General features: G+C 70.8%; 25 protein-coding genes. 23 read left to right on the forward strand and 2 right to left on the reverse strand.

Annotated features, from left to right (window positions below; translation table 11 throughout):
* Nucleotides 1–546: 546 nt before the first annotated feature.
* The gene (locus tag ACZ6ZI_RS39815) at nucleotides 547–747 is read right to left on the reverse strand and encodes a hypothetical protein (RefSeq protein WP_073919197.1); all 201 of its coding nucleotides are present in this window, start codon (nucleotides 745–747) and stop codon (nucleotides 547–549) included.
* 298 nt (nucleotides 748–1,045) lie between these two features.
* On the opposite strand from ACZ6ZI_RS39815, the gene ACZ6ZI_RS39820 reads away from it, so the two are divergent.
* From ACZ6ZI_RS39820 to ACZ6ZI_RS39930, 23 genes are all read left to right on the forward strand, one after another.
* A complete protein-coding gene (locus ACZ6ZI_RS39820; protein ID WP_469529911.1) occupies nucleotides 1,046–1,441 on the forward strand; it encodes a WYL domain-containing protein in 396 nt (131 codons plus the stop codon).
* Nucleotides 1,442–2,092: 651 nt separating this feature from the next.
* Complete coding sequence (locus ACZ6ZI_RS39825; protein ID WP_469529914.1) at nucleotides 2,093–2,620, forward strand: hypothetical protein; 528 nt, start codon at nucleotides 2,093–2,095, stop codon at nucleotides 2,618–2,620.
* Between the two features lie 514 nt (nucleotides 2,621–3,134).
* Nucleotides 3,135–3,785 (forward strand): hypothetical protein, encoded by a 651-nt coding sequence (locus tag ACZ6ZI_RS39830; RefSeq protein ID WP_469529916.1) that lies wholly within the window; start codon nucleotides 3,135–3,137, stop codon nucleotides 3,783–3,785.
* Between the two features lie 250 nt (nucleotides 3,786–4,035).
* Nucleotides 4,036–5,448: a hypothetical protein gene (locus ACZ6ZI_RS39835; protein WP_469529919.1), complete on the forward strand. Its 1,413-nt coding sequence runs from the start codon at nucleotides 4,036–4,038 to the stop codon at nucleotides 5,446–5,448.
* A 97-nt stretch (nucleotides 5,449–5,545) separates the two neighbouring features.
* Entirely contained in the window at nucleotides 5,546–6,262 is a 717-nt protein-coding gene (locus ACZ6ZI_RS39840; RefSeq protein ID WP_469529922.1) for a hypothetical protein, read from the forward strand.
* A 349-nt stretch (nucleotides 6,263–6,611) separates the two neighbouring features.
* Nucleotides 6,612–7,001, forward strand: a complete 390-nt coding sequence (locus ACZ6ZI_RS39845; RefSeq protein ID WP_469529924.1) for a DUF6409 family protein — start codon at nucleotides 6,612–6,614, stop codon at nucleotides 6,999–7,001.
* Between the two features lie 108 nt (nucleotides 7,002–7,109).
* Nucleotides 7,110–8,495: a hypothetical protein gene (locus ACZ6ZI_RS39850; protein WP_469529927.1), complete on the forward strand. Its 1,386-nt coding sequence runs from the start codon at nucleotides 7,110–7,112 to the stop codon at nucleotides 8,493–8,495.
* A 241-nt stretch (nucleotides 8,496–8,736) separates the two neighbouring features.
* Nucleotides 8,737–9,297, forward strand: a complete 561-nt coding sequence (locus tag ACZ6ZI_RS39855) for a hypothetical protein (protein ID WP_469529929.1) — start codon at nucleotides 8,737–8,739, stop codon at nucleotides 9,295–9,297.
* Nucleotides 9,298–9,487: 190 nt separating this feature from the next.
* Nucleotides 9,488–10,171, forward strand: coding sequence for a hypothetical protein (locus tag ACZ6ZI_RS39860; RefSeq protein ID WP_469529931.1), 684 nt, complete (start codon nucleotides 9,488–9,490; stop codon nucleotides 10,169–10,171).
* A gap of 100 nt (nucleotides 10,172–10,271) precedes the next feature.
* A complete protein-coding gene (locus ACZ6ZI_RS39865; RefSeq protein ID WP_469529934.1) occupies nucleotides 10,272–11,513 on the forward strand; it encodes a phosphoadenosine phosphosulfate reductase domain-containing protein in 1,242 nt (413 codons plus the stop codon).
* A 225-nt stretch (nucleotides 11,514–11,738) separates the two neighbouring features.
* Complete coding sequence (locus tag ACZ6ZI_RS39870; protein ID WP_468813341.1) at nucleotides 11,739–11,873, forward strand: lariocidin/triculamin family lasso peptide core domain; 135 nt, start codon at nucleotides 11,739–11,741, stop codon at nucleotides 11,871–11,873.
* Between the two features lie 62 nt (nucleotides 11,874–11,935).
* Entirely contained in the window at nucleotides 11,936–13,195 is a 1,260-nt protein-coding gene (locus tag ACZ6ZI_RS39875) for an asparagine synthase-related protein (RefSeq protein WP_469529937.1), read from the forward strand.
* Nucleotides 13,196–13,269: 74 nt separating this feature from the next.
* Nucleotides 13,270–14,151: a GNAT family N-acetyltransferase gene (locus ACZ6ZI_RS39880; RefSeq protein WP_469529939.1), complete on the forward strand. Its 882-nt coding sequence runs from the start codon at nucleotides 13,270–13,272 to the stop codon at nucleotides 14,149–14,151.
* Nucleotides 14,152–14,842: 691 nt separating this feature from the next.
* Nucleotides 14,843–15,805, forward strand: coding sequence for a DUF6884 domain-containing protein (locus ACZ6ZI_RS39885; RefSeq protein ID WP_469529941.1), 963 nt, complete (start codon nucleotides 14,843–14,845; stop codon nucleotides 15,803–15,805).
* Nucleotides 15,806–16,002: 197 nt separating this feature from the next.
* Complete coding sequence (locus tag ACZ6ZI_RS39890; protein ID WP_469529944.1) at nucleotides 16,003–16,656, forward strand: hypothetical protein; 654 nt, start codon at nucleotides 16,003–16,005, stop codon at nucleotides 16,654–16,656.
* A 94-nt stretch (nucleotides 16,657–16,750) separates the two neighbouring features.
* On the forward strand, nucleotides 16,751–17,410 hold the full coding sequence (locus ACZ6ZI_RS39895) for a hypothetical protein (RefSeq protein WP_469529947.1): 660 nt from the start codon (nucleotides 16,751–16,753) through the stop codon (nucleotides 17,408–17,410).
* Nucleotides 17,411–17,462: 52 nt separating this feature from the next.
* On the forward strand, nucleotides 17,463–17,672 hold the full coding sequence (locus tag ACZ6ZI_RS39900; protein ID WP_469529949.1) for a hypothetical protein: 210 nt from the start codon (nucleotides 17,463–17,465) through the stop codon (nucleotides 17,670–17,672).
* A 393-nt stretch (nucleotides 17,673–18,065) separates the two neighbouring features.
* Nucleotides 18,066–18,437 carry a DUF3846 domain-containing protein gene (locus ACZ6ZI_RS39905; protein WP_469529951.1) on the forward strand — a complete coding sequence of 124 codons (372 nt, stop codon included), beginning with the start codon at nucleotides 18,066–18,068 and terminating at the stop codon, nucleotides 18,435–18,437.
* 652 nt (nucleotides 18,438–19,089) lie between these two features.
* Nucleotides 19,090–19,344, forward strand: coding sequence for a hypothetical protein (locus tag ACZ6ZI_RS39910; protein WP_469529953.1), 255 nt, complete (start codon nucleotides 19,090–19,092; stop codon nucleotides 19,342–19,344).
* Between the two features lie 219 nt (nucleotides 19,345–19,563).
* Complete coding sequence (locus ACZ6ZI_RS39915) at nucleotides 19,564–19,935, forward strand: DUF6573 family protein (protein ID WP_469529966.1); 372 nt, start codon at nucleotides 19,564–19,566, stop codon at nucleotides 19,933–19,935.
* 186 nt (nucleotides 19,936–20,121) lie between these two features.
* Complete coding sequence (locus ACZ6ZI_RS39920; protein WP_469529955.1) at nucleotides 20,122–20,547, forward strand: hypothetical protein; 426 nt, start codon at nucleotides 20,122–20,124, stop codon at nucleotides 20,545–20,547.
* A 214-nt stretch (nucleotides 20,548–20,761) separates the two neighbouring features.
* The gene (locus ACZ6ZI_RS39925) at nucleotides 20,762–21,535 is read left to right on the forward strand and encodes a class I SAM-dependent methyltransferase (protein ID WP_469529958.1); all 774 of its coding nucleotides are present in this window, start codon (nucleotides 20,762–20,764) and stop codon (nucleotides 21,533–21,535) included.
* 118 nt (nucleotides 21,536–21,653) lie between these two features.
* Nucleotides 21,654–22,661 (forward strand): DUF932 domain-containing protein, encoded by a 1,008-nt coding sequence (locus ACZ6ZI_RS39930; RefSeq protein WP_469529961.1) that lies wholly within the window; start codon nucleotides 21,654–21,656, stop codon nucleotides 22,659–22,661.
* Nucleotides 22,662–23,352: 691 nt separating this feature from the next.
* On the opposite strand, the gene ACZ6ZI_RS39935 is transcribed toward ACZ6ZI_RS39930, so the two are convergent.
* On the reverse strand, nucleotides 23,353–23,592 hold a 240-nt coding region (locus ACZ6ZI_RS39935), incomplete at its 5' end, for a hypothetical protein (protein WP_469529964.1).

The following is a 23,592-nucleotide window of genomic DNA, read 5'->3' on the forward strand; positions in this document are numbered from 1 at the left end:
GTCTACGTAGGGCTAGGTGAGCGCGTGGAGACGGCCAGGCCTCCGTCGTGGTGACACCTATCGCTGTGAAGTGACAACTATTGCGAGCAGTCACAACTGGGCAAGCCCATGCCGGCGCGACCCCGCGGTAGTTGCACCGGAAGGGGGCTGGAGGGTTGGCTGCAGAGGTGCACTAGGAGTTGCACCGGAGGTGTGACCGGGAGTGGGACCCCCATTTTTTCGATCTTGATCATCGTGCCTGGTCAGGCCCTGTGGGCAAGCCCCCTCGCCACGACGACACCTCTTTCTCCGCGATAGCCGGAGGAAGAGGCCTGCTTCTTCTCAGGGCCGGCCTTCATCAGCCCAGTCCAGCCCAGCTCGGCCCAGCCGAGTTCGGACCGGTTCCCACGGTTCGGTCCGTGCCTTGGCCGGCTCCCTGCTCTCCACTCCGGACTCGGCGCCGTCCGCGGCCCGGCCCGGCCCGGGCCGCGCAGTGCGGCGCCCGCCTGTGCTTGGACATGCCGAAGCGGCCCCGCCGGAGGCGGGGCCGCTTGGTGTGGAGCTGATTCAGTGCATCTCCCAGTCGACGCAGCGGCGCTGGGGGAGCGGCGGCTCGACGCCGAGGCGCAGTGCCAGCCGGACCGCCGCGCGGTCCCGCTTGTGTGCCGCCTGCTGGTGAGGCTTCCGGCTCCCGTCCTTCAGGTGGGAGATCCAGGGCCGCTCCTGAAGCTGCAGGTGTGCGGGGCGGTCGTGGAAAGTGCGGGCCATCTTGGGGCTCCTCGCTGTGGATTTGTAGCGGTGCGTGTTTCGCGGTCGCTGACCGGCTGCCACCGCCGATCAACTGAGACAACCATAATCTCTACTCGTCACTTCCGTCAAGCGGGAGCGTGCGGCGAGTCGCCCCGCGTCGCGGCGGGTGCGGCCGGATGGGTGAATGCGAAATCGGGTCGAGGAAAAGGCCGTTCCGGCTTCCCAAGAGTGATGAGTAGAGGTTATAGTTGTCTTGTTGGTCGGGAGTGGCACCCGGCCAACACCCCCCGAACTCACACGCTCCAGGGAGAAACCCGTGTCGAACTCCATGAAGATCACCGCCGGTCAGACCACCACCCGCACCCTGACCGACCTGATCCGCGCCATGGACGGCCAGCGCGCCACGACCATCACCTACGTCGACAGCAAGGGCGACGAGTCGGTGCGCACCATCGAGATCCACAACATCCTCACCACCAGCAAGGGCGGCATCATCGTGCGCGCGATGTGCCGCACCCGGGGCGAGATGCGCACCTTCTCCCTGGAGCAGATCCAGGCGTACACGGTCCACCGCATCCGCTTCGTGCTCGCCGTCCCGGAGGAGAAGGCGTGGGACGCGCTGCCCCTCACGCACCTCGCCGTCACTCCGCAGGAACTGGTCGACCTGGAACTGGAGCGCGACTACGAGCCCAAGTTGAAGCTGGCCGCGTAGGCGGGCGGGCCCGCCCCTCTCCGGGGCGGGCCCGCCCGCACCCCTTCACCATCGACCGCATAGAGAGGTGCGCCCGATGAGCAGCTGTCCCTGCTGCTGCCAGGCCTGTGATCGCGGATACGTCCGCGATGCCGTCTACGACGAAGACACCGACCGGTACGTACCCGTCGACTACCTCTGTGTCTGTCGAAAGCGCGGTGCCTCGATGTGTGCCTACTGTCGGAAGAACTGCGATCGCACTTTCGGGCCCCGCTGTAACGCCTGACGCGCCCCGCCGGGCGGGCCCCGCCTCCGGGGCCCGCCCGTATCGGCGCGCCCCTCTCCTTGGCCGATGGTGTGATCGGGGGCGCTCCTCGCCGGCTGGGGGCGAACGGGGCGCTGCTGCCTGCGGGGCCGGGTGCCTTGGTGGGCGACACGGGTCGGGCCGGCTGGTCTTGGGGTTGTTCGACGGCGCTCGGGTTCCGGCTCGGCCGTCGTGGGGGAAGGTCGGCGGAGCGGGCGGCGGAGGCGGATTCGGATCTGACGGTAAGTCAGAGATCGGCCGTCCTTGTGGAAGTGATGAATGGCGAGTATAGTTTTATCAAGCGGGGCGGGTTGGGCTCCGCAGCGGCAGTGGCAGCCGCGTACCGATCCACACCCTCAAGGAGTTCCATGTCTCGCGTTCTGCGCATCAGCCCTTCCGAATTCTGGTGGGACTGCCCCCTGGACCCGGCCGCCGAGCTCGGATACGTGCGCTTCACCTGCGCCGATCCCGTCGCGGACGCGTGGGAGGTGAAGTTCCCCCGCTACTGGGTCGCATTCGGCGGCTGGTGCGCCGACCGCAACATGACCCTCTCCGTGGACCACATCGCCGAGAGGCCCGTCGCCGAGCAGATCCGCGAGCACATTCTCGCCGGCGTGTACCAGCGCCGGGCCTTCGACGGTTTGTGGGCGGAAGTCGGCGACATGGGTCGGGCGCCGTACGAGACCTTCGATGTAGGCGCCGAATTCTGGGCCACCGGGGGGCCCCGTGCCGGCCGACGCGGCAAGATCGTGATCCGCAACCGAGACAGTGCCGCCGTGATGTGGGACGACGAACCCTGCTTCGTGGGCGGCACCACGTACCCCCTGGATCTGATGAGCGCCACCAAGCCCGCCGCGCAGCACCTGCCTCGCGGCATGGGCTGGCTTCGGGGCTGATCCACCCCGCCGCTGTGCGGGGCCGAACGCACTTCGGCCCCGCACAGCGCGCAGTGACCAGTGGAGGCCATCGCGCGCACGCCGGTCAAGGCCGGTTCGACGCGCGGCGCGACCCCGGAGAGAAGCGCGCCCGCCTCACGCCACCAGACCCGGCGAATGCTCGCCGGCCGAACCCTTAGCGCAGTGCGCCCGAGGCTCGCGCCACCGGGTCGAGCGCCGTCCGCCAGTTGGTCGCTCGCCTCTCCGACCCCCGGCTCTTCCCGGGTTGTGCAGCACCTGAGCGGGGCGCGGAGCCCCGCTGCCCTCTCCCCGGCCGGCGCCGCCGTTGCCTTCCCAGGCCGGGCGCGGCCGGCGGCCGCAGTGCTCTTCGGCCCGGAAAGCTGACGGATAGTCAGAAGGGGGCGGAGGTTGCGGGAGTAATGAAAGGCGAGTATTGTTGTTTTGTCGGGACGGGGGGTTCCGAGGCGGCAGTGGCAGCCGCACACCGAAGACCGCACCACCCAAGGAGACCTGTATGCATGCCCGCAGCCGCATCCCCAACCCGTACATCACGGTCACCGCAGACGACCTACACCGGGTGATCGACTCCCGCCACGGATACGCCCTGGCCGCGCACGCCGACCGCGACGACGCCGAGCGTCACGCACTCCGGCTCGAAGCGGACCCTCATGCGGCACGCGCTGCCGTGCAGGCCCTGGACGCCCTACAGTCCGGGCCCGCTGCCGACGCCCGCCGTACCCTGCGCCGCCACGGCTACGCCTGGACCCTGGTCCAGGACGAGATGATGGCGCGCCACGGCTACCGCCAGCTGGAGGACTGGCGGGCCGAAGGGCACCTCTCCATGGTGTGGAGTCGGGCGGGAATGCCGTTCTACTGCACGCCTGAACGGCTCGCCGAACTCGACATCGTCTGGCTCGACGACGAGGGCACCCGCCTTCCGGCCGCCGATCTCGGCCAGTTGCAACGGCCCCGGCCGGCCCGCGACGCCATGCCGGACCGAATTCGCTACGAACCCTGTGAGCTGCACGGTATCTACACCTACCGGTGCGGGATCTGTGGACCGCGCGAGTCGTACGAGTGCGACTGGGGCACCTGCTACGCCAACGTCCTCGTGGGCCGGTACTGCGAGCACGAGTTCCACACGCCGGTCACCCGATCCGTCTGAGTGCGCCTCCGGCCCGGCCCGATCGGGGAGAACGCCAGTGGCTCCCCGATCGGGTCCCGAAGCGCCCCGCCCGGCGCCGCACAGCCGCGAACACACCCTCACGCACCCGCCCCGGAGACTCCGAATGCACCTGCCTGCCCACACCCGGGCGAATGTTCACGCCGCCCGGCCCGCACGCCCCGCTGTCCGACGTAGGCGCCCGACCGTCCTTACCTGGGGTCTGGGCGCTGACTCGACGGCCGAGATCCTCATGTTCCTCAACGATCCGGTCGCCCATGGCCTGGAGCCGGACCTGTCCGACCTGGTGATCGTGCACGCCGTCACGGGCGACGAGTTCAGCGACTCCCTGTCCTACGCCGACCGCCTGGTCCTGCCGCTCCTGCGCGCATGGCGGGTGCGCCTGGTCCAGGTCTGCCGCGGCGGGCCGCGCGACGCCGACGGCGTCCTGGTCCTTGACGACTCCCGCGCGCCCCGCCGCATCCACGCCGCCGGTCCCTGGCGCCTGTCCGACGAACTGCGCACCGCCGGCACCGTCCCGATGCTCGCCTCCGGCCAGAGGCGATGCAGCCTTCGTTTTAAGGGCTGGGTACTGGACACCTGGGCCGCCCACGAGTTCGGCACCGAGACCTTCCGCCGTGTGATCGGCTACCACGCCGACGAGACCGGCCGGGCGCTGAAGGACTCCGCCATCCAGGACCAGCTGAACACCGCCGCCGGCCGGATCATCTGCGAACCGGACTACCCCCTGATCCGCGCGGGCATGGCCCGGGCCGCCGTCGAGCAGTACGTCATCGACAACCTCGGCGAAATGATCTTGAAGAGCCACTGCACCATGTGCCCGTTCACCGGGGTCTGTTCCTCCCGCGACCTCTACGAGGAGCGGCTGCGCGCCCACCCGGCCGAAGCCGCGCAGGTCCTGCGCATGGAGTACATCTCGCTCGCCCTCAACGAGAGGATGTCCCTCTACGGGCCCGCCGGATCCCTCCACCGGCGCCTGGCCGAGGACGGCCGCAACCGGCCCGTCCTGGACGCCTTCCAGGCCGACCTGAAGCAGACCCCGTACGCGGTGTACGAGGTGCGCCGCCTTACCGGCCTCGGCCGCACGAAGGACTGTCGGCGCTGGCACGGCAAGGAGTGCACGGAGCCGAAGTGGTGGTGCAGTCGGAAGCGCAAGCCCCGCTGCCTCCGCGTCCACACGGTCGTCGACCAGGACGGTTCGCCGGTGGACGCCGAACCGCAGTGCCTCGGCGACGACGAGCGGTGCCGCGGCGCGCAGCAGAAAGGACCGACCTGGCGATCGGTGCGCACCATCTACGAGGCGCCCCGCGAGCGGGCCGAGGAACTCGTCACCCGGTTCGCCCAACGATTTCCTCGGCGCGTCCGTCTGGCCCCAGGCGAGACCTCCGGGATCCGGCGCGCCCACTACCTGCCCGACTCCGAAGGCCTCCCGCACGCCGAAGCGTTCATCGTCGCGGCACCTGCGGGCGTTGCCGACAAGCAGCGCTCGGGGTTCGAGAAGCGCTGGAAGGAGCACACCGGCAAGGGGTCGGTCTTCCCGCCGCTGCGCGAGCTGCCCGAGCCGGCGCCACGCCGGCGGACGGCCGGCGGCCCGGCGCCGCTGCACCGGGCGAAGGCCATCGGGGACGTGCTCCTGATCGCGTGACCGCACACCTTGCGAAGTGATGAGTCGTGTGTATAGTTGTCTTGTGGGTCGGCGGTGGCAGCCGACCTCCCGGAAACACTCAACTCGGAGGCACTCCATGAGCACCCCTACCCTCGGCACGCCCCGACTCGACGCCATCCTGGCCGAGGGAACCGACCGCGGCTTCACCCGCGTCCGCCTCGCCGACCGCCACTCGCTCCTCCTCAACGTCCGGCCCGGAGCCAACGCCGCGGAAGAGGTCTTCCTGTCCCCGGGCATGACCGCCCCCGACACGGAAGCCTGGGAGAACGAGGACTCCTGGGAGGAGTGGCTGACCGGCGGCGAACTCGGAGCCGAGAGCGGCATGTTCCTGGACGTCCCCGCCGAAGCGCTGCGCGACCTGATCGCCCAGCACGGTGGCGAGCACGAGGACCAGGAGGGCGAAGAGCCCCCGGCGATCCCGGACGCCGCGACCGTCGAGCAGCGGGAGCCGGACCTGCTGACCGAGCTCGCCGACCTGCGCGGTTCGTTCGAGCACGGGTACGGCGCCGACGACATCCGGCGCGTCTTCGGGCAGATCAGCGACGCGGGCGGGCCGTACCTGGTCTGCGTGTGGGACCTGGCGGACGACTGCGGGTTCGGCGGGAACTCCGAGTTCTACGCCGAGGACGAGAACGGCCGCCTCTTCGAGATCCAGCCGGACGTCTACGGGTGGCTCACCGGCGAGCAGGAGACGCCCGGCTCCGTGGACACCTGGGTCTGTGCGCGCGTCACCGGGCTGGCCGAGTTCGCCGCCACCGACGACCGCCACAACTACGCCAAGGCCGAGCGCTGACCGTCGCGCACGGCAGGAGGCGGGCCGCCGCCCCCTGCCGGACGCGGCCCGAGGCAGCCGAGCCCTCGGCGCGACGGATCGGCCGGCCGGGCGACGCCGCGCAAGGGGCGAGACCGACGAGGGGCCGCAGTGCGCCCTGTTCTGAGGGGTGTTCGCGAACTCTGAGGCGATTCGACTCTGGGCGTGGGGGCCTGGAGCCGGATCGGCAGAGGTGTGCCAGGAAGCCCAGCGCTCCGCCATGAGGGGCGAGGGGGCGCACCCTCTTGCCGAAGTGATGAGTAGTGGTTATTGTTGTCTTGTCGGCGGGGGGTTCCCGCCGACACCCCCACCACTCTCCAAGGGAGTCCACATGACCGTCGCCACCGCCTCCACCGTCCAGACCGTTCTGGAGCCGGGCACGGTCGTGCGCACCCCCCGCTACGACGAGGGCAAGAACACCGGTCTGCGCAAGGCCATCGTCCTCGGCCTGCGGAACGAGGGCGCCCCGAAGGACGGGTACAGGGTGTGGTTCTACACGCTCGGCGCCCCCTCCTTCGCGCCCAGGACCCTTGGCACGGCCCTCCTCGGCGAGTTCACCGAGCTGGGCACGGTCGAGGAGATGTCGGAGCGCACCCTGCTCCGGCTCTATCTCCAGCTCCGGGACTACAACCTCCTCCGGAGCGGCACTGGCTGCGTCGCCGTGGAGCACCGGATCCAGAAGGCGGGCCTGCGGCTCCGCACCCTCCGCCTGGGCCAGTAGGCCCGATGCCGGGGGCGGGCCCACCGCCCCCGGCCCTCGCCCTAGCTGGCCCGGCCGTGGCAGTCGGCCAGCACCGACAACACACCCGACACGCAAGGAGCTCCCGTCATGGCCCGTACCACCTTCGTCGCCTCCACCGGCTGCACCCGCACCAGCGAAACCCGCCACTACACCCACGCGGTCACCGTCGACCGCCGCGAGGGCGAAGGCCGCATCGTGCACACCTGGTCGATGTCCGCCGCCAACGTCGCCAAGGCGGCCCGGACCGCCGAGCGTGCCGGCTGGAAGAACATCGCGGTCGAGGAAGTCGCCGTCCAGGCCAAGCCGGTCCGCACCCGCAAGACGACCCCCGCCCAGGCGCAGCAGGCCCTGGCCGAGGAGCGCGCGCCGCTCGCCCTGTACTCCGTACGCCCGGCCGCAGGCGGGGGCTTCGACGTCGTCAACAACTCCGGCCTGGTCGTCTCGGGCAACTGCCAGACCGAGGCCTGCGCCCAGGAGCGCGCCGAGCTGCTGAACGCCCAGGAGAACCGCAGGCGCGTCGAGGAAGCCCTGACCGACCCGCAGCGGCGGGTGTACGCCGTCGCTAAGCGCGACGGCGCGATCGGCGCCGGATACGGGCACAACCTCACCGCCGTCCGGAGCCTGCACACCGCAGGCCTCGTCAAGCTAGCCGAGTACGGTGCGGGCTCCTGGAACGCCGTCCTCGTCCCTCCGCCCGTTGCCAGCTCGGCCGAGGACGTCCCGGCGGCCGGTACGGGCGTACTGCCCGAGGGCGCCGAACACCCGGCGGCCGCCGCCGCGGTGACCGCCCTGTCCGGACAGCCGCTCGCCGACGTCAGCGGCCCCGACGACCTCGGCGAGGTCGCCGGCTACTGGGTCCGGCCGGACGGCACCAGCGGCCGCCTGGCCGTCGGCTGGGTCGAGGACGGCAAGCTGACCACCGGCGCCGACGGGCGGCCGCCCCTGGCCGCGCTGCGCGTCGCGAAGGAGCTGTTCGAGCGCACCGAAGGCTGGCTCGTCGAGCCCGGATACCACCCGTCCCTGCACGTCTGGCACGTGCCCACCCTGGAGGCCGCTGCCACGCAGGGCGCCGCCGCCGAGCAGGTCCGGGGCGCGATCACCGACACCTGGACCATCACCCACACCGGCCTGCCCGAGGGACGCTCCTTCCTGAGGGTCGAGGCTCCCGACTCCGGCGCGGCCTTCGAGGCCGCCCTTGCCACCCGCGGCGGCCGCCTGGTCCAGCAGGCGGGCCACCGGCTCGGCGCGCGGCGTCTGCGGGAAGCGGACCTGGTCCGCACCGTCGGCGAGCGGGTCCGGCACGTGGCCAGCGGCCAGACCGGCACCGTCGAGGCGGTGGACGTTCGGATGGCCGGCGCCCGGGCATACCGGGACGGCGTGACCGTCGCCGTTGACGGCCGGTCCCGCAAGACCGCCCGCTCCCTGGAGTGGGAGCCCCTGCCGGTGGCCGAGGACCCCGAGGCTGCCTGCTGATGGCCCCGCCCGGCCCCGCGGGGCCGGGCGGCCCTCTTTCCCCTCCGCCGCCACGGCGCGTGCCGCGCCCAGGCGGCGCGCTGCCGGGTGCCACCCCCAGCAACCCCGAAGCCCTCTGCGGATTTCTGCCCGGAAGCGCCAGCGAGCCTTGCGACATGATGAATGGCGAGTATAGTTGTCTTGTGGTCGACGGTGGCAGTCGACCACACCGGACACACATCCTCGGACCCTTCGGAGAGTCATGATCATCAGCGCGCCGCTCCCCAACGCCCTGCACGCAGCCGCCCGTGCCCGCGCCATCGCCGGTATCGCCCGACGCAGGAGCGTGCTCAACCACCCGGCCGAGGAAGCGCTGACCACGGTCGCCGAACTCCTTGACGACGTCGCGCTGGCCTTTGAGACCTACCTCCCCCCGGTCCTGGACGGAGTCGTGATCACCAACACGATCCCCTTCGACGCCTCCCTGTTCCTCTCCATCGCCGAAGACGTCATCGTCCAGAACAGGTCGACCGGGCTCCCCGACTGCCTCGGCCAGTACGTCACCAGCGCCGTGTTCGGCACCCTCGAACTGCCCCGGCTCCTGCACCCCGTCAGCGCCCAGCTCGCCTCCCAGGAGACCAGCCTGCGCGCTGCCCTCCAGCTGCTGCACGAGCGCCACCTGACGGGAGCCGGTGAGCGGCCGGAGGCAGCGGCTCTCTACCTGGAAGCCGCATTCAAGCTCCACCTGAACTGGGCCCGCCTCGCCGCCGCCGTCGCCGTGGACAACGCCCGCCCCTGCAACCGGCCGACCGTCGCCCAGTAGGACATCGCGCGGCGCACAGCGCCCCGCACCCCGGCGCCCGGCCCCACCTCGGGCCGGGCGCCGGGCCCAGGCGCCCACTGCGTCCGGCGCCAGGGGGCACGGGCCGGGCCGCGCCCCGTCGACCGGGACGCACGCAGCGCCCCGCCCCGCCCCCCTTCCCCGTGCCCCGTTCGAGCTCCGAGGACTTCCCATGCAGACCGCCCCGGCCTACCGCGCCAAGACCACTGACTACGACCGGAGCGCTTCCGAGCGCACGTACACCGCCCTTGAGGCGGACGCGCTCATCGCCACTGCCCTGCTCGACGAGGACGAGGTGATCCCGGACGCCGACCGCTCGGGCAGGCTGACCGTCATCCGCACCATCACCAGCCACCGAAGCGCCCTCGAATCCGAGCCCCGGACGCTGCGCCGCATCATCCGTCTGGAGCCGGTACGCGCGCCCCGGCGGCTGACTCCCCGCCAGTACGAAGACCTTTCGCTGATCCTGGCCCGGGACGAGCAGGGTGGAGGGACCCTCGTGGACGGCCGCGTCCGGGCAGGGATCGCTTCCATTCCGCCCGCAGCCGTCACCCGGCTGTGCGAGCACGGGTGGCTCACCGTGGAGTCGGGTGACGTGGTCACCGTGTCGTACGCGGGCCGGGTCGCGATGACGCTCCACGACCACCAGGCCGGAACCGGCTACATGGGCACGGACAAATGGGTGGTCGACGCGTTCGGAGTCGGCGAATGGCAAATCGGCCCGGGGCTGTTCCTCTCCCGCTGCTCCTGCGGCTACCGCTCGCCGTCGCGCTTCGATGACCGGGCGATGGCGCAGGGCGACTCCCGCAGACATCGCCTGGAGCGCCTGCGGACCGCCTTCGACCTGACCGTCTGACCGTCAGACAGCTACATCCTCTCGATCCTTCAGCCGGGCGGCAGTGGCAGCCGCCCGGCGCCGAACTCACCACCCCGCACCCCTGAGGAGACCCATGGACATGAGCACCCGCCGCCGGCTGCTGGAGGCAATCCGGCGCGCCCACCAGGCCGACGCCGCGTACACCGCCGCAGACCGCGCCCGCGCCCGGGCCGCCAAGGCCGCCGCTGCCGCGCACACCCGCATCACCAACGACCCGCAGCTGCAGGCCGACGCCGACGAGCCGGCGGCCGCGCAGGCCGCGTACGCCGGTCTCGTTCGCCGCGAGCAGGAGGCCCGAGCCAAGGTCCGCCGGGCCTTCACTGCCGCCCGCTTGGCCAACGGCGCTCTCGCAGCGCTCTACGCCCCGCACGCCCCCGGCCGCGGAACCGGCGGCCAGCGCCGGTCCGGCATCGCGGCCAGCCTCCTGGGCGAGCTCGCCGACACGCCCCGCGAGCTCATCCTGGCCGCGGACAAAATCGTCGTCTCGACCAGTGCCGGCAAGGACTCGCTCGTCTGCGGGCAGCGCGTGGTCACCCTGGCCGCCGAGGCCGGCTGCCTGGACAAGGTGGTCCTGGTCCACGCGGACCTGGGGGAGGAGTCCGAATGGCCGGGTGTCCGCGAGCTCGCCCAGCGCCAGGCCGAGCGCTGGGGAGTCGAGTTCCTCGTCGTCCAGGCCGACCGCGGCCTGCTCGGCCTCGTCGAGAAGCGCGGCATGTGGCCCGACGCGGCCCGCCGGCTGTGCACATCGACCCTCAAGCGAGACAAGATCACCCCGCTGTTCAAGCAGATCACCGACGCCCTCGGACTCGACTGGCAGGCCCTGATCCTCTCCGCCCTCGGCATCCGTGCCGCCGAATCCCCCGCCCGGGCCCGAAAGCTGCCGCTCGCCCTCGACATGCGCGCGAGCACCGGCCAGCGCATGGTCCTGACCTGGCATCCGATCCTGGAGCTCTCCGAGGCCGACGTCTGGCAGGAGATCGCCGACGCCGCCCTGGAGTACCACCCCGTCTACGACGCGGTCATCCCGCGGCTGTCCTGCGTCTTCTGCGTGCTCGCCGGCCGGGACGTCCTGGTGCGCGCTGTGCGGCTGTGCTGGGCGCTTGGCCTGGACCTGCCCGCCCGGTACGTCGCCCTGGAGGAGCACATCGGCCACCGCTTCAGGGAGAAGCTCAGCGTTGCCGAGATCGTCGCCGAGGCCGCCCGTGTCGAGGCGAGGGAAGGTCCGCTGGTTTGGGCGCGAGGTGATGCGCTGCGACAGCAGGTCGGCGAGGAGGCCGCGGCCGACTACCTCCGCAGGCTGGCCTTGGTGTTGGCGGCCTGAGCGCCCGGACGGTGGGAGGGGGCGGCGCAATGCGGCCGGCGGCCGTCGGTTGAAGCCGGCGAGGGCCGGCCGCGCCGGAGGGGCCGGCCTCGGTGGCGGGGGAGAGAAAGGCCGGACGGGGGCGTCCACCCAGTAGACATGCGTGATGAGTGGATGCTATAGTTGTCTTGTTGGTCGGCGGTGGCAGTCGGCCAACAAACCGAAACACAACCAAAGGAGAGAATCATGTCGAAGAAGTCGACGCCGGGCGACGGCGGGCACGGTCTGGGCGCGAAGGGCCTCCCGCTGGGCGGCGACAAGGTCAGTGCCCTGACGGTGGCGCGTGGCCTGTGGCGCACCCTGGTGCTCCGCCAGCGGTGATCTCACCCCTGGGAGCACGCTTCCGGGGCGGGGACGGACACACGGCGGCAAACCCGCTCGCTGTGTCCGGCCCCGCCCCGGGGGTCGACCTGTCGGCGGTCGGGCTGCTCCTCAGCCCGCCCGCCCTGACCGGGGAGTTCTGCCCGGTCAGTCTGTGGCGCGGAGTCGAACGGCTCCCCACGCGCCCCCTCACCCCGACCCCGTACCCCGGTGGGCTGGGCGCCGCCTTCGCGCACTCCGTGCGCGACCTGACCGCCGACGCCGAGACGATCGGTGTGGCCCTGTCCGGAGGGCTCGACTCACTCGCCACCTTGGTCCACGCCGTTAGCACCGGCCGCCGCGTCATCGCCTTCACCATCGACATGACCGACGACCAAGGGCAGAGCACCGTCACCGTGGCCAGACGCCTGCTCGCAAACCTCGGCCTCGACCACGTCCCCCTCGAAGTGATCGACCACACGGACGCCACACCACCGCCGTGGTCCCCTCTCGGCCCTCGGCGCGACGCACTGCCCGAGCTGAACGCCGCCGTCTCGGCCCGCGCCCTGTCCCTGGGCGTGAACATCCTCCTCTCAGGAGACGGCTCCGACGAACTCCTCGGCGTACCGCGCTACGCCACGCCCGCCATCGCCCTGCGACACGGGCCCGGCGCCGCGCTTCGGTACGCGGCCGACGTGGCGCGTTCGGGACCGGGACTGGCCGGCGAGGTCGCCGCCGCAGTGAGCCGGCTACTTCCCGCCGACCGGCGAGCAGCGGCCTATTGGGCCGTGAACTGGCCCGACTGGGCCCGGCCGGTGACCACTCCGGTCCTGGCCGAGCCCTACCGCACCCCCGCCACCGAGTGGGCGCGTACCTGGGTGGCCGAACGCATCGCCGACCACACCGCCGACGGCCGCACCTGGGCCGCCGCCGACGCCTACGACGCCTTCTACCCCCACGACCTGCTCGCACCGGCCGGCGAGGTCGCGGAGGCATCGCCCTTCCTGACCCAACGGTTCCTCGCAGCCGCCCACGCCGTACCGTTGACCGACCGGTACGGGCCGCACCTTCCCACCGGCTACTGGCGGTGCAAGGCGCTCGTCCTGTCCCTCATGCCCGAGCACCGGGCGGCCCTGCCCCGACACAAGCAGTACTTCACCCGGGCCCTGGCCCGCCAGGCCATCAGCCTGGCCGACGAGCCCGGCCGACTGCTCGTGATCCAAACCGGCCTGGTCTCCGCCGCCCACCTGGCACGCGAACGCGACCCGGCCGTACTGCTGGCCGTCTCGGCGATCGAACAGTGGCTACGCGGTGCCCAGGAACGGGGCATCCCCATCAACTGACGGCCTCTCCGTCGGGCGGGGCGCCACCCGCCCCGCCCCACGGAGGATCATGGACACGAACGGAGGCACTTGCCATGGTCTTCACTGTGGCCCCCGCACTTCGCGCTGCACTGCGCCCCTACGTCCCCGCCGACGCCGAAGCCGTCCTCGACCTGGTCCACGCCGACAGACTCCCCGGACAGCCCACAACGACCCCGCAGATGCTGACCGAGGCCCTGGCCGGCCGATCACCCATCGACGCCGGCTGGTGGGCCGAACTCACCCGGCCCACGACCCACGTGGCCCTGGACTCCCGGGGCCGTGTCGTCGGAGTGATCTCCTGGGCCCAGCGCCCCAAAGACGACACCGGCCTGATCCTGTGGCTGCACTGCCGAGAGAACGCCGACATCGCCGACACCTTGATCGGCCATGCACTTGCCGCCCTCGGCCCGCGCCGCATCGAAGCCTTCCAGTTCGCGACGGCCCTGACCCGAGGGGTGGAAGCCCTACCGGTGGACCACCGACCCGTCACGCACGCGGCACTGAACCGAGCCGGGTTCACAGGCGAGTTCCTGTGGCGATACTTCCTGCTCGACCTGCCCGCGCCCCACCTCCCGCAGGCCGACGGGGTGCGTCAACGTCCCGAGCCTGGAGACGATCACGCTGTACGCCTCGAAGTGCACGACCACGGACGGATCGTCGCGGAATCGGTGGTAGGCATGCCGGTCGAAGACGTGGGTGCTCTGTGGTGGATCGGAGTACTCCCGGACGTCCGGGGACAGGGGATCGGCAGGAAGCTGCTGGGATCGGCACTGGCAACACTGCATGCCCTCGGGGCCACATCGGTGTTCCTGTACGTGGAGGAGAACACCACGCCCGGCGACGGCGACCGGACGGCAGCCACCGCCCTCTACCGATCGGCCGGATTCACGGAGATCGACCGACTGCACTCCTACTCGACACTCCGTCGCAACTGACCGCCCCGGCGCGGACCCGACCGGTACCCCGACTACAACCGGCCTGGCGGGGCCCGCCTCGGCGCCGGCCGCCCACACGACGTCCCTTCGACGGGCAGCACGTGGACGGCGCCGCGCACAGGCGGCCCGAAGAGGCGCCTTCCAGGGCGTCGAAACCGGTGCGCCACAGTAAGGAACGCGGTCACCGACCACCCCGCAGGCCATGTCTGGCCTCGTTCGCCCGACCTCAGCGACGACGGCCGGCCCCTGGCGAGCCGCAGAACGCCCGCCGCGAGCCCATCAACGAGACCGGGCGCGCCTGCGCCACCGGTCTGCCCGAAACTGGAAGAAGCCTGCGGATCGCGCGACACGCGCGCGCTCATCACCGCCGCCGTCCGCCTACGACCGTGGTCGAACTCTCCGATCGCCACCCGGACGACAGCGGCCGGTGGCAGGCGGTGATCGACCGCGCCCGCGTGTACACGGATGTCGACGCCGACGGACCACGCTCCATGCCCCAGGACGTCCGGCAGTGACCTTCGACAGGTAGCGCAAACCCTGGCCTCCGGTCGGCAGTGGCAGCCGACCGGCCCAACCGAAAGCACACACCCATCGGCGGGCGGCAGCCCGACAGCGGCCGCCGCCCGGCCTCGGTGCCCCTGCCGCTCCAGACCTGAAGCGCCACCGCGCGCCCGATCCCAGGAGTGCCCGTATGCCCACCGCCCTCCATTCTGAGCAGCTGCCCCGCCCCCGCCGCCGTGTCGTCTACCGGGCCGGCGCCTACAGCACGGTCCACCGCTTCCGCCACGCCGCCGTCCACCTGGAAGCCTTCCGCACCGGCCGGCAGTGGCACGTCGACCAGCTGATGCCCCGCACCGCCCCGGTGCCCCGCGAAGCCGTCGTGCGCTGCGCCGCCACCCTCGCCGACGCCGTGGCCCAGGCGGTCGCCCGGATCGACCTCCGGGCTGTCCAGGCGCCCGACCACACGGACGACAACCTGCGCGCGTACGCCGCCGCGGGCTGGGACATCGTCGACCCCGCCACCGGCCGCGCGATGGCCTGGGCCCGCCGCCACGTCGGTGACCCCTACCCGTGGCAGCCGGCCGAACACGAAGGCCTCGTCCCCGTGAACAGCAGCCGCAGCGCCGGCGCCGCCCTCGACGTACGCGAGACCTCCCGGTCGACGGCCCCCGGCCCGCTGGGGCCCGTCATTGTCGTACCGTGCAGCGGCGTCAAGACGCCCACCAGGACAGCCCTGCCGGCCCGCGACCTCTACCGGGGCAGCTATCACCTCCTGTGCCGACAGGCGGCCGAGCGCCTCGCAGGCACCACCGGCGACGTCGTCGTCCTCTCCGCGCAGCACGGCTTCGTCACCCTCGACGAACCGCTCTTCCCGTACGACCTGCGCATGGGCCAGCCCGGCTCCGTCACCGCCGAGCTGCTCGCCGTCCAGGCCGCGCAGCTCGGCGTCCTGCCCGGCCCGCGGCCGGTCGTCGCCCTCGGCGGCCGCGCCTACGTCCAGGCCGTCACGCAGCTGCGCCCGGACACCCTGCAGCCGCTCGCCGGCTGCCGCGGCATCGGGGAGCAGCGCGCCCGCCTTGCCCGGCTGGTTCGAGCCGAGCTGCCTCTCGAAGTCCTCCGTCAGCTGACCGCCGCAGCCGCACCCACGGCCTGAACCCCGCCAAGCCAACTGGCCTCGCCCGTAACGGGCGAGGCCAGTTCTGCGTATCGGGAGCGGCAACGGGGAGCGGCTCTGAGCAGCGAAAACAGGGCCGAAGACCCCCCGGGGATGATGAGTGTGATGTATAGTTGTTTTGTGGTCGACGGTGGCAGTCGACCACGACCGGAAACCCACACACCCTGGAGAACCGCATGCCCCTGGACTTCAACCACCCGCACGAATTCAGCTGCTTCGGCATGCTCCACCCCGACCACCTCGTTGCGTGGTCCTTCGGAGACCCCCACGTCGAGTGGGAGCTCACCGGCCTCTTCTCCGGCCCCGGCGCGTACACCACCGTCCCGCTCGACGACGAGACGGACATGCACTACCACCCCGGCGACCAGGGCGCTCCCAACACCGTGGCGCAGCACCTCGCCGCCCGCTACGGCTTCGACAGCCTCGACGTCCGGGGCCCCGTCCACTTCACCGGCCGGAGCGGCGAGACCGACCGCGCCCTGGGCATCGCCCCGGACGCCTTCGACGTCCTCTACGGCCGGGTCAAGGACATCTGCGCCGACCTCGGCGTCCGCACCTGGTGCAAGCTCCACCCCGGCGACACCGTCAGCGTCCGGTACACCGACCTGGAACGCGGCGACGTCTACTGGTTCCTGAACACCCCCCACCGCTTCCAGGGCTTCAAGGACTTCCCCGCCGACAGCAAGACGCTGGAGTTCATCCCGAACGCCCGCATCCTGGTCTGCGACGACGAGTTCACGATGACCGCCTACGGCACCTACCAGTGCCGCGCGGACCGCGCCCCCGCCGGGTACTGGCAGCGCACCGGCAACCAGCTCCTCAGCGCCTGACCCGCCCCCTTCCCCGGCCCGCCGCCGGGGGAGGGGCTCCTCAGCCGACGGCCGGCCGCACTGCCGGGCCCCCGCACACCCCTCAGGAGGCACGATGCACACCACCCTTCAGGACTGCCAGAACGCCCTCGAAGCCGCCCAGGACCAGGCCCGGGGCCTCACTCGAACCCTCGCCGCCACCCTCGCCGACATGGACCCGAACGCCGCCTACCTGGTGCTGCGCCGAGACCCCTGCTCCGGCGAACTCCACCTCGACAGCCTCCGCACCGCCGGCGGCGGCACGCAGTGTGACTTCGGCGACGTGGACACCCTCCCCGAACTCACCGACCCCGAACTGCGCACGGCCTGGGGCCGGACCGACCCGCGCGACCCTCAGGCCCTGCTCCAGGTCCTCCGGCACCTCGACCGCCTCGGCAACCCGTTCGGCCGACTCCCCGACGCCGCCCAGGCGCAGGCCGACCCGTACGAGGACACGGCGGCCCTGCTGTGCCTCGTGGTCAACGCCGAGGCGCCCGAGCCCGAGGGCCACGACCGGGAAGTGACCGCACACCTCGCCCTGACTGTGAGCGAGGAGGTCACCTACGAGTTCACCGTTGAGGCCCGGCTCCCCGCGTACATCGTCAACAACCCGAACGCCCTGCGCGACTATCTCGCCGACAACGAGGACATCTGGCTCGACGAACTCGACCCCCTCAGCGGCGTCACCATCAACGAGCGCAACCTGGACGGCGTCGAACTCACCCTCGCCGCCTAGACCTCCCACGAGCGCACACGGGCGCTGAGGGCGCCCAGGAAGGCACGAAACCATGCCGGAGTACAGCATCAGCTGGACCATCGAGATTGACGCGGAGACGCCCGTACAAGCCGCCTTCGCGGCGCTGGCTCTCCAGCGCGACCCCGCGTCTTGGGCCACGGTCTTCACCGTCCACGCGGCCGACGGTGACGTGGTCGTCGATCTCAACCCCCACCAGCCGGGCCCGCCACGACTGAGCGGCCCCTGGACGCTCACCGCGTAGCCCCGCACCTCCTCGCGCCCCGGCACGGCCCACCAGCCGCGCCGGGGCGCAGTCGTGCCCGGCCGCAGGACATCTCGCCGGCCGCGGAGGCAGCCGGGCGCCCCCTCCAGGCCCGCGGACACCGCCGGCGCGCGCCGGCGGCCCGGCCGGGGAGCCTCCACCGCGGCCGCCGCCTGCCGCGGCCGGCCGCTTCGGCGCCGGCCCCTGGAACCCAGGACGGGCCGGCGGCGCGCGCGCGAACGCCGCCGGCGGGGCCCTCGGGCATGCCGCTGAACAGGGGAAATAGAGGCCTGCGACGTTCCAAAAGTGACATGTAGTTGGTATAGTTAAATCGTGGGTCGGCGGTGGCAGCCGACCCGCACCGAAAACCAACTCCCAGGAAAGGGGACCCCCATGCCCACTCTCCTTCAGGACGGCTACGCCCTGCTGGTCCAGCCCACCGGCGGATTCAGCCTGCTCGACTGGGGCGCCGACACCTGCCCGCAGGACGCGCTCGGCGCCGACCAGGTCCGTTCCACCGACCTGACCACCCAGCTGATCATGTGGACCGACGAGCTGGCCGTCCCGCTCGGCCTCCCCGTCAACGCCCCCGCGCGCCAGCTCCTGCACAGCTACCAGGACAAGCCCACCCCGGTCCGTGGCGTGGCCGTCTTCACCGGATCCACGCGCGGCGGAGCACTGCTCGGCCTCACCGAGGACCAGGCCCTCATGCTCGTCGACCGCTACTTCAGCCGTCACCGCGACGTCCCCCGGCCGCGCCGCTAGGCGCAGGTCATCCCCGGCCCCGGAACCGAATTCCGGGTCCTCGAATTCGACGCAGGAAACCCGTGAAATACCCCATCATCGGTGACTGGTGCGAAGTCTGGGATCTAGCCCATTCGTTGCGGTCGCCGCCGAAAGAGCGGATTTCGAGGAGGCCAGGGCGAACGCGGCCGCCGCCGCGCTGGAGACCTTCCCGCGGCGCGCCGAGGAGGGCGGCGAGACCCTGGACCCTCTGGGTGGGCGACAACGGCGCCTACGTCGGCGTCGAGTTCACGGTCCTGTACGACTGCCACACCATTGACCTGACCGTCGGCATCGCCGTCGAGTCCGTACGCGCCACCGTGACGTCCAGCTAGACACCCTCCCGCCCTGTGCCCCCACCGTGCCGCTGTCGCACGGTGGGGCGCACTGGCGTTCCATTCGGCAGGATCCAGGCAGGACGTGCCGGACTCCCTCCCGCACCCTCCGCGCCGGCCGCAGGAGAAACGACGGCGGCTCCTACGCCGCCGGCGGAACGCAGGAGGCCGCCAACTCGTGCAGGTGGCCGGGCTGATGAGGACACCGGAAGTGATCCAAGTGTGTTATGGTTGTCTTGTTGGTCGGCGGTGGCAGTCGATCACAAACCGAATCCACGCACAGCCGTGAGGAGACACTCATGTCCGACACCCTGCTCCGCACTATCGACCTCGTCGAGCCCGGCGACCTGGTCATCTACCACGGCAGCAAGCCCGAGCACCACGGCTTCTACCTGGCCCGGCCGTGCGACTGCTTCTACTGCGGACGTGCGGACCACGTCGGGAGCGCCGATACCCGCTACCACCTCACCGACCCGTTCGCCGAGGACCCGGACGCCTGCGTGGTGCACCACGTGCGCCGCGCGTCCATCACCCGGTCGGCCGCCAACGCCTGACCCCTCGGGGCGCAGCCACCCGGCTGCGCCCCACCCCGGGCGGCGGGGAGTGGCACCCCGTCGCCACCGAGAACACCGCTCACGAAAGGGCGGCTCATGACTGACAAGACCCTCATCGACGGCACCGCCAACCCGGACAACCTGGGCCCTGACGCGATGCGCTGGACCCCCGAGCCGGAGTAGCCGGCCGTTTCTGCGGCCGACCTCTTCGGAGAGGTCATCGCGTATAGCCGCGCCAGCGCCCTCGCCGACGGGGCCTTCGTCGCCGTCGGCGAGGACATCGCCCGCGAGGCCTGGTTCACGGCCCCCGTGGCCCTCACCGCGGCCGCGTGGGCCGATTGCGTGGCCTGGACGGCCGAGGACAACCGGCAGACCTACCAGGACGAGTCGGGACGCCTCTGGGGCGTGCTCCAGATGACCCACTACGCCATCAGGCGGTCGAACGACGGGAGCTCCTGCACCGTCGAGCTCTACCTCGTCCCCCGCGATGGAGAGAGCCGCGAGAGCGAGCGGGCCCGGCTGCTCGCCACGTGCGGGCTCTGCGACGAAATGGAGCCCGTGCTCACGATCTCCCTGCCCGGCGAGGACTGACCGGCGAATGCGGCGCCCACTCAGCGAGAGGTGGGCGCCGCGCATTCGCAGCGCCACCCACGTGCGGAAATTCCCTCGGAAAAGATCCAAAAAGCCTCCCGGAAGTGACGAATAACAAGTATAGTTGTCTTGCTGGTCGGTGGTGGCAGCCGACCGGGAACCGGAAGCAGACCGAGAGGAATCGACATGGCATTCACGTCGCAGGACCGGACCCCGTACGAGATTGAGCGCTCCGCCGCGCTGGTGATGGGCTTCGTCCGCGCGGTGGGGGACGGCTGTCACCACCTCACCGTCGCGGTATCCACGATCGGCGCCACCCTCTCCGTGCCGTTCCGTAACCACGGAGAGACCAGCGACCTGGACCCGGACGACGCCCTTGTGGCCATGGAGATCCTCACCCTGGCCGCCGTAGTGGGCGGTGGCGCGGTCATCCGCACGCACCTCGCCGACCAGACGTCCGAAGTCAGGGGCTGGAAGCTGGTGGAGTTCTACGCCAAGCCGCTCAGCGCCTTCGAGACCTTCGCTGTCTACTGCACGGACCCGGACACGGGCGAACTGATTCCGCCGGAGTGGGGCGTGGAGTACATGGCCGCACCCCGTCTGACGGTCTGAACCGGGGGGCTCCGGGGCCGGGCGCTTCGCCCGGCGCCGGAGCCGCTCCGGCCCGACCCCGTCCGCCTCTGCCGCGCCCGGCCGGCCGTTGCGGGCGGAGCCCCACGAACTGGTGGCGCAGAGCTGAGTGTTGTTTTGCCGTTCTAGTTATTTCGTGGTCGGCGGTGGCAGCCGACCGCGAGCCGAATTCACACAGACTTTGAGGAGTTCCGTCGTGACCATGACCCGTGAAGAGCAGAAGGCGCACCGCGAGGCCCGCCGACTTGTTGCCCTCGCCCGCGACCTGACCGAGGACGAGAAGGACACCGTCGCCGAGCATTGGCAGGAGTCCAGTAGCGTCACGAACAAGCTCGACGGCGCTCACTTCACCCCGCTGGGCCTCGCGTCTGACCTTCGGTTCCACGTGGTCGGCACCCGGATCATCGACCTGTGCGCCGGTGTCGGTCGACTCGCCTACGCCGCCCGCGAGCTCTACACCCGTCGGTGGGAGGGACTCCCGCCCCGCGAGATCGTGTGCGTGGAGAAGAACCCGGACTACGTCGCCGTGGGCCGCAAGCTCATGCCCGAGGCCCGGTGGATCGTTGCAGACGTGCTCACCATGGACGCCGAAGAGCTGGGGTTGGGCGAGTTCGACACCGCCATCGCGAACCCGCCCTTCGGTCCCCGAGTCGAACGCCACGGGGCCGGCCCCCGCTATCGGGGCGACCGGTTTGAATTCCACGTCATTGACCGCGCGGCCACCCTCGCCCGGCAGGGTGCGTTCATCATCCCGCAGCAGTCCGCCCCCTTCGAGTACAGCGGTCGGCCCTCCTTCCAGCACCGCCCCAGCGAGCAGTACGCCCGTTTCCACCGTGAGACCGGTCTGACCCTGGGCGAGAACATCGGCATCGACACCAGCTACCACGGCTACCGATGGCGCGGGGTGTCCCCCACGGTCGAAATCGTCACCGCCGACTTCACCGATCCCGCCAACGGACTCCTTCCGTAACCCCGTTCCGGGTTTCACGGTAGTCCAGCCCCCGTGAGTGACGAAAGCATGGTATAGTTTTCTTGTTGGTCGGTGGTGGCAGCCGACGGACACCGGACACACATACGAGGAGAGTTTCATGGCGCACCTGATTGAGCAGTTCAGCGACGGTACGGCGGCGTTCGTGAGCGCGCAGAAGAGTGCCTGGCACCGGCTGGGTACCGTGACGACTGAGGCGCTGACGGCGGAGAGCGCGATGCGTCTCGCCGCGCTGGACGGCTGGAACGTCCGCCTCGTCGGCCTGCAAGCGACCGAGCTCACGGCCGAGGGTGCGGCGAAGCTGCTGGACGTGCCGAACCACCGCGCGAGCGTGCGCACGCACCCGAAGACCGGCCGCCCCGAGACGCTGGGCGTGGTGGGCCCGGACTACACCCCGGTCCAGAACGAGGAGCACGCGGAGTTCTTGAACTACCTGGTCGACGAGTCCGGGGCGCACTTCGAAACCGCGGGCTCGCTGAAGGGCGGCCGCCAGGTCTTCCTGACCATGAAGCTGCCCCAGACGATGACGATCGGCCAGAGTGACGAAGTTGACCTCTACATCGCCGCGTTCAACTCCCACGACGGCTCCAGCGCCTTCCGGATCGTCGTTACCCCGGTCCGGGTGGTGTGCGCCAACACGCTGCGGGCGGGGCTCCGCAACGCGAAGAGCAGCTACACGGTCCGCCACACCTCGGGTGCGCGGGGCCGGATTGCCGAGGCCCGGCAGGCGCTGGGGCTGACTTTCAAGTACGCCGAGGAGTTCGAGAAGGCCGCCCAGCGGATGCTGGACGCGGAGATGACCACTCCCATGCTGCGGTCGGTCGTGGAACAGCTGTGGCCTGTCGCCAACGGCGACAGCACCCGGAAGAAGAACAACCAGCTCACCCGCTGGAACACCATCCGGAACCTCTTCGAACACGCGGACACTCAGGCAGGTATCCGGGGAACGGCCTGGGCGGGCTACAACGCGATCACCGAGTACGCCAACCACGTTGCCCCGGCCCGTGGTGCTACCTCGGAGCTGAAGAGCGCCGCTCGCGCGGAGCGGGTGATCACAGGCACCGCCGACGACGTGATGGAGCGAGCCTTCCGCCTTGTGACTGCTTAGCCCCGAGGCGGGGAGGGGAGCAGCCGGAAGGCTGCTCCCCTCCCCGGCTGGCTGCCGGAAGTGGCCGGGGGCCGGGGTGTTTTGATGGTGTGTCGATTGTGTGGGGGAGGCCCGAAAGGGCCTCTTTCTCTTTCCCGGGGTGGCTTCCTATTCGTTACCCGGGCGGGCCGAATTCCCTTCATCCATTCTCTGACGTGTCATCAGATTCAGAGCCTCTGACGGTCGGTCCGTGACGCCCTATCGAGGTACCTGAGCGACGCACCACGAACGGCTTGAGGGAATTCAGGACATCGATAATTCGGCCGTAAGGCCGCCCCCGGAATTCACCCGCGCACCCGCACCAATAAACCCGGTCACCCGCGAGGACGACCGCCCCCGACACCGCACCCGGAAGGGCGCTGAAACCCCCTCAGGAAAACCGCCCCCACCCCCACCCTGAACCTTCCCACCCCACACCCCCACCCCACCCCCGGACACCCGCACACAGCCCCTCCCACCCCCACAGGCCCCGACAGGGGCCCACACCCCTCACCCACACTTCCGCCAACCCCCCAACCAGCCACCACACATGACACCAAACCCCAAACCCTAGCCACACCCCCACAACAAAACACCCCCACCCCCAAGGCTCCGAAGGAGCCCACACCACCCACCACCCCACCCGCCGGCAGGCGGGCCCCCCACCCCACAATCAATACCCCATCAAATCCCGCAACGCGGGATAAACCAAAAAGCCTGAAAGGCTTTCAAAACCCACACACCAATAATTGCCGAAAGGCAATTCAATGCCGCCCAACAAAACCCCCGAAGGGGGTTGATATAAACCACCCACGAATTCCCCGAAGGGGAATTCCCTGCGCCATTCCCCCGAAGGGGGAATGCTTGGAATTCCGAAAGGAATTCCCTTTAAGGCCGGTAGGCCTCCGCCCCC

It is taken from the genome of Streptomyces sp. NPDC103540 (assembly GCF_055584445.1).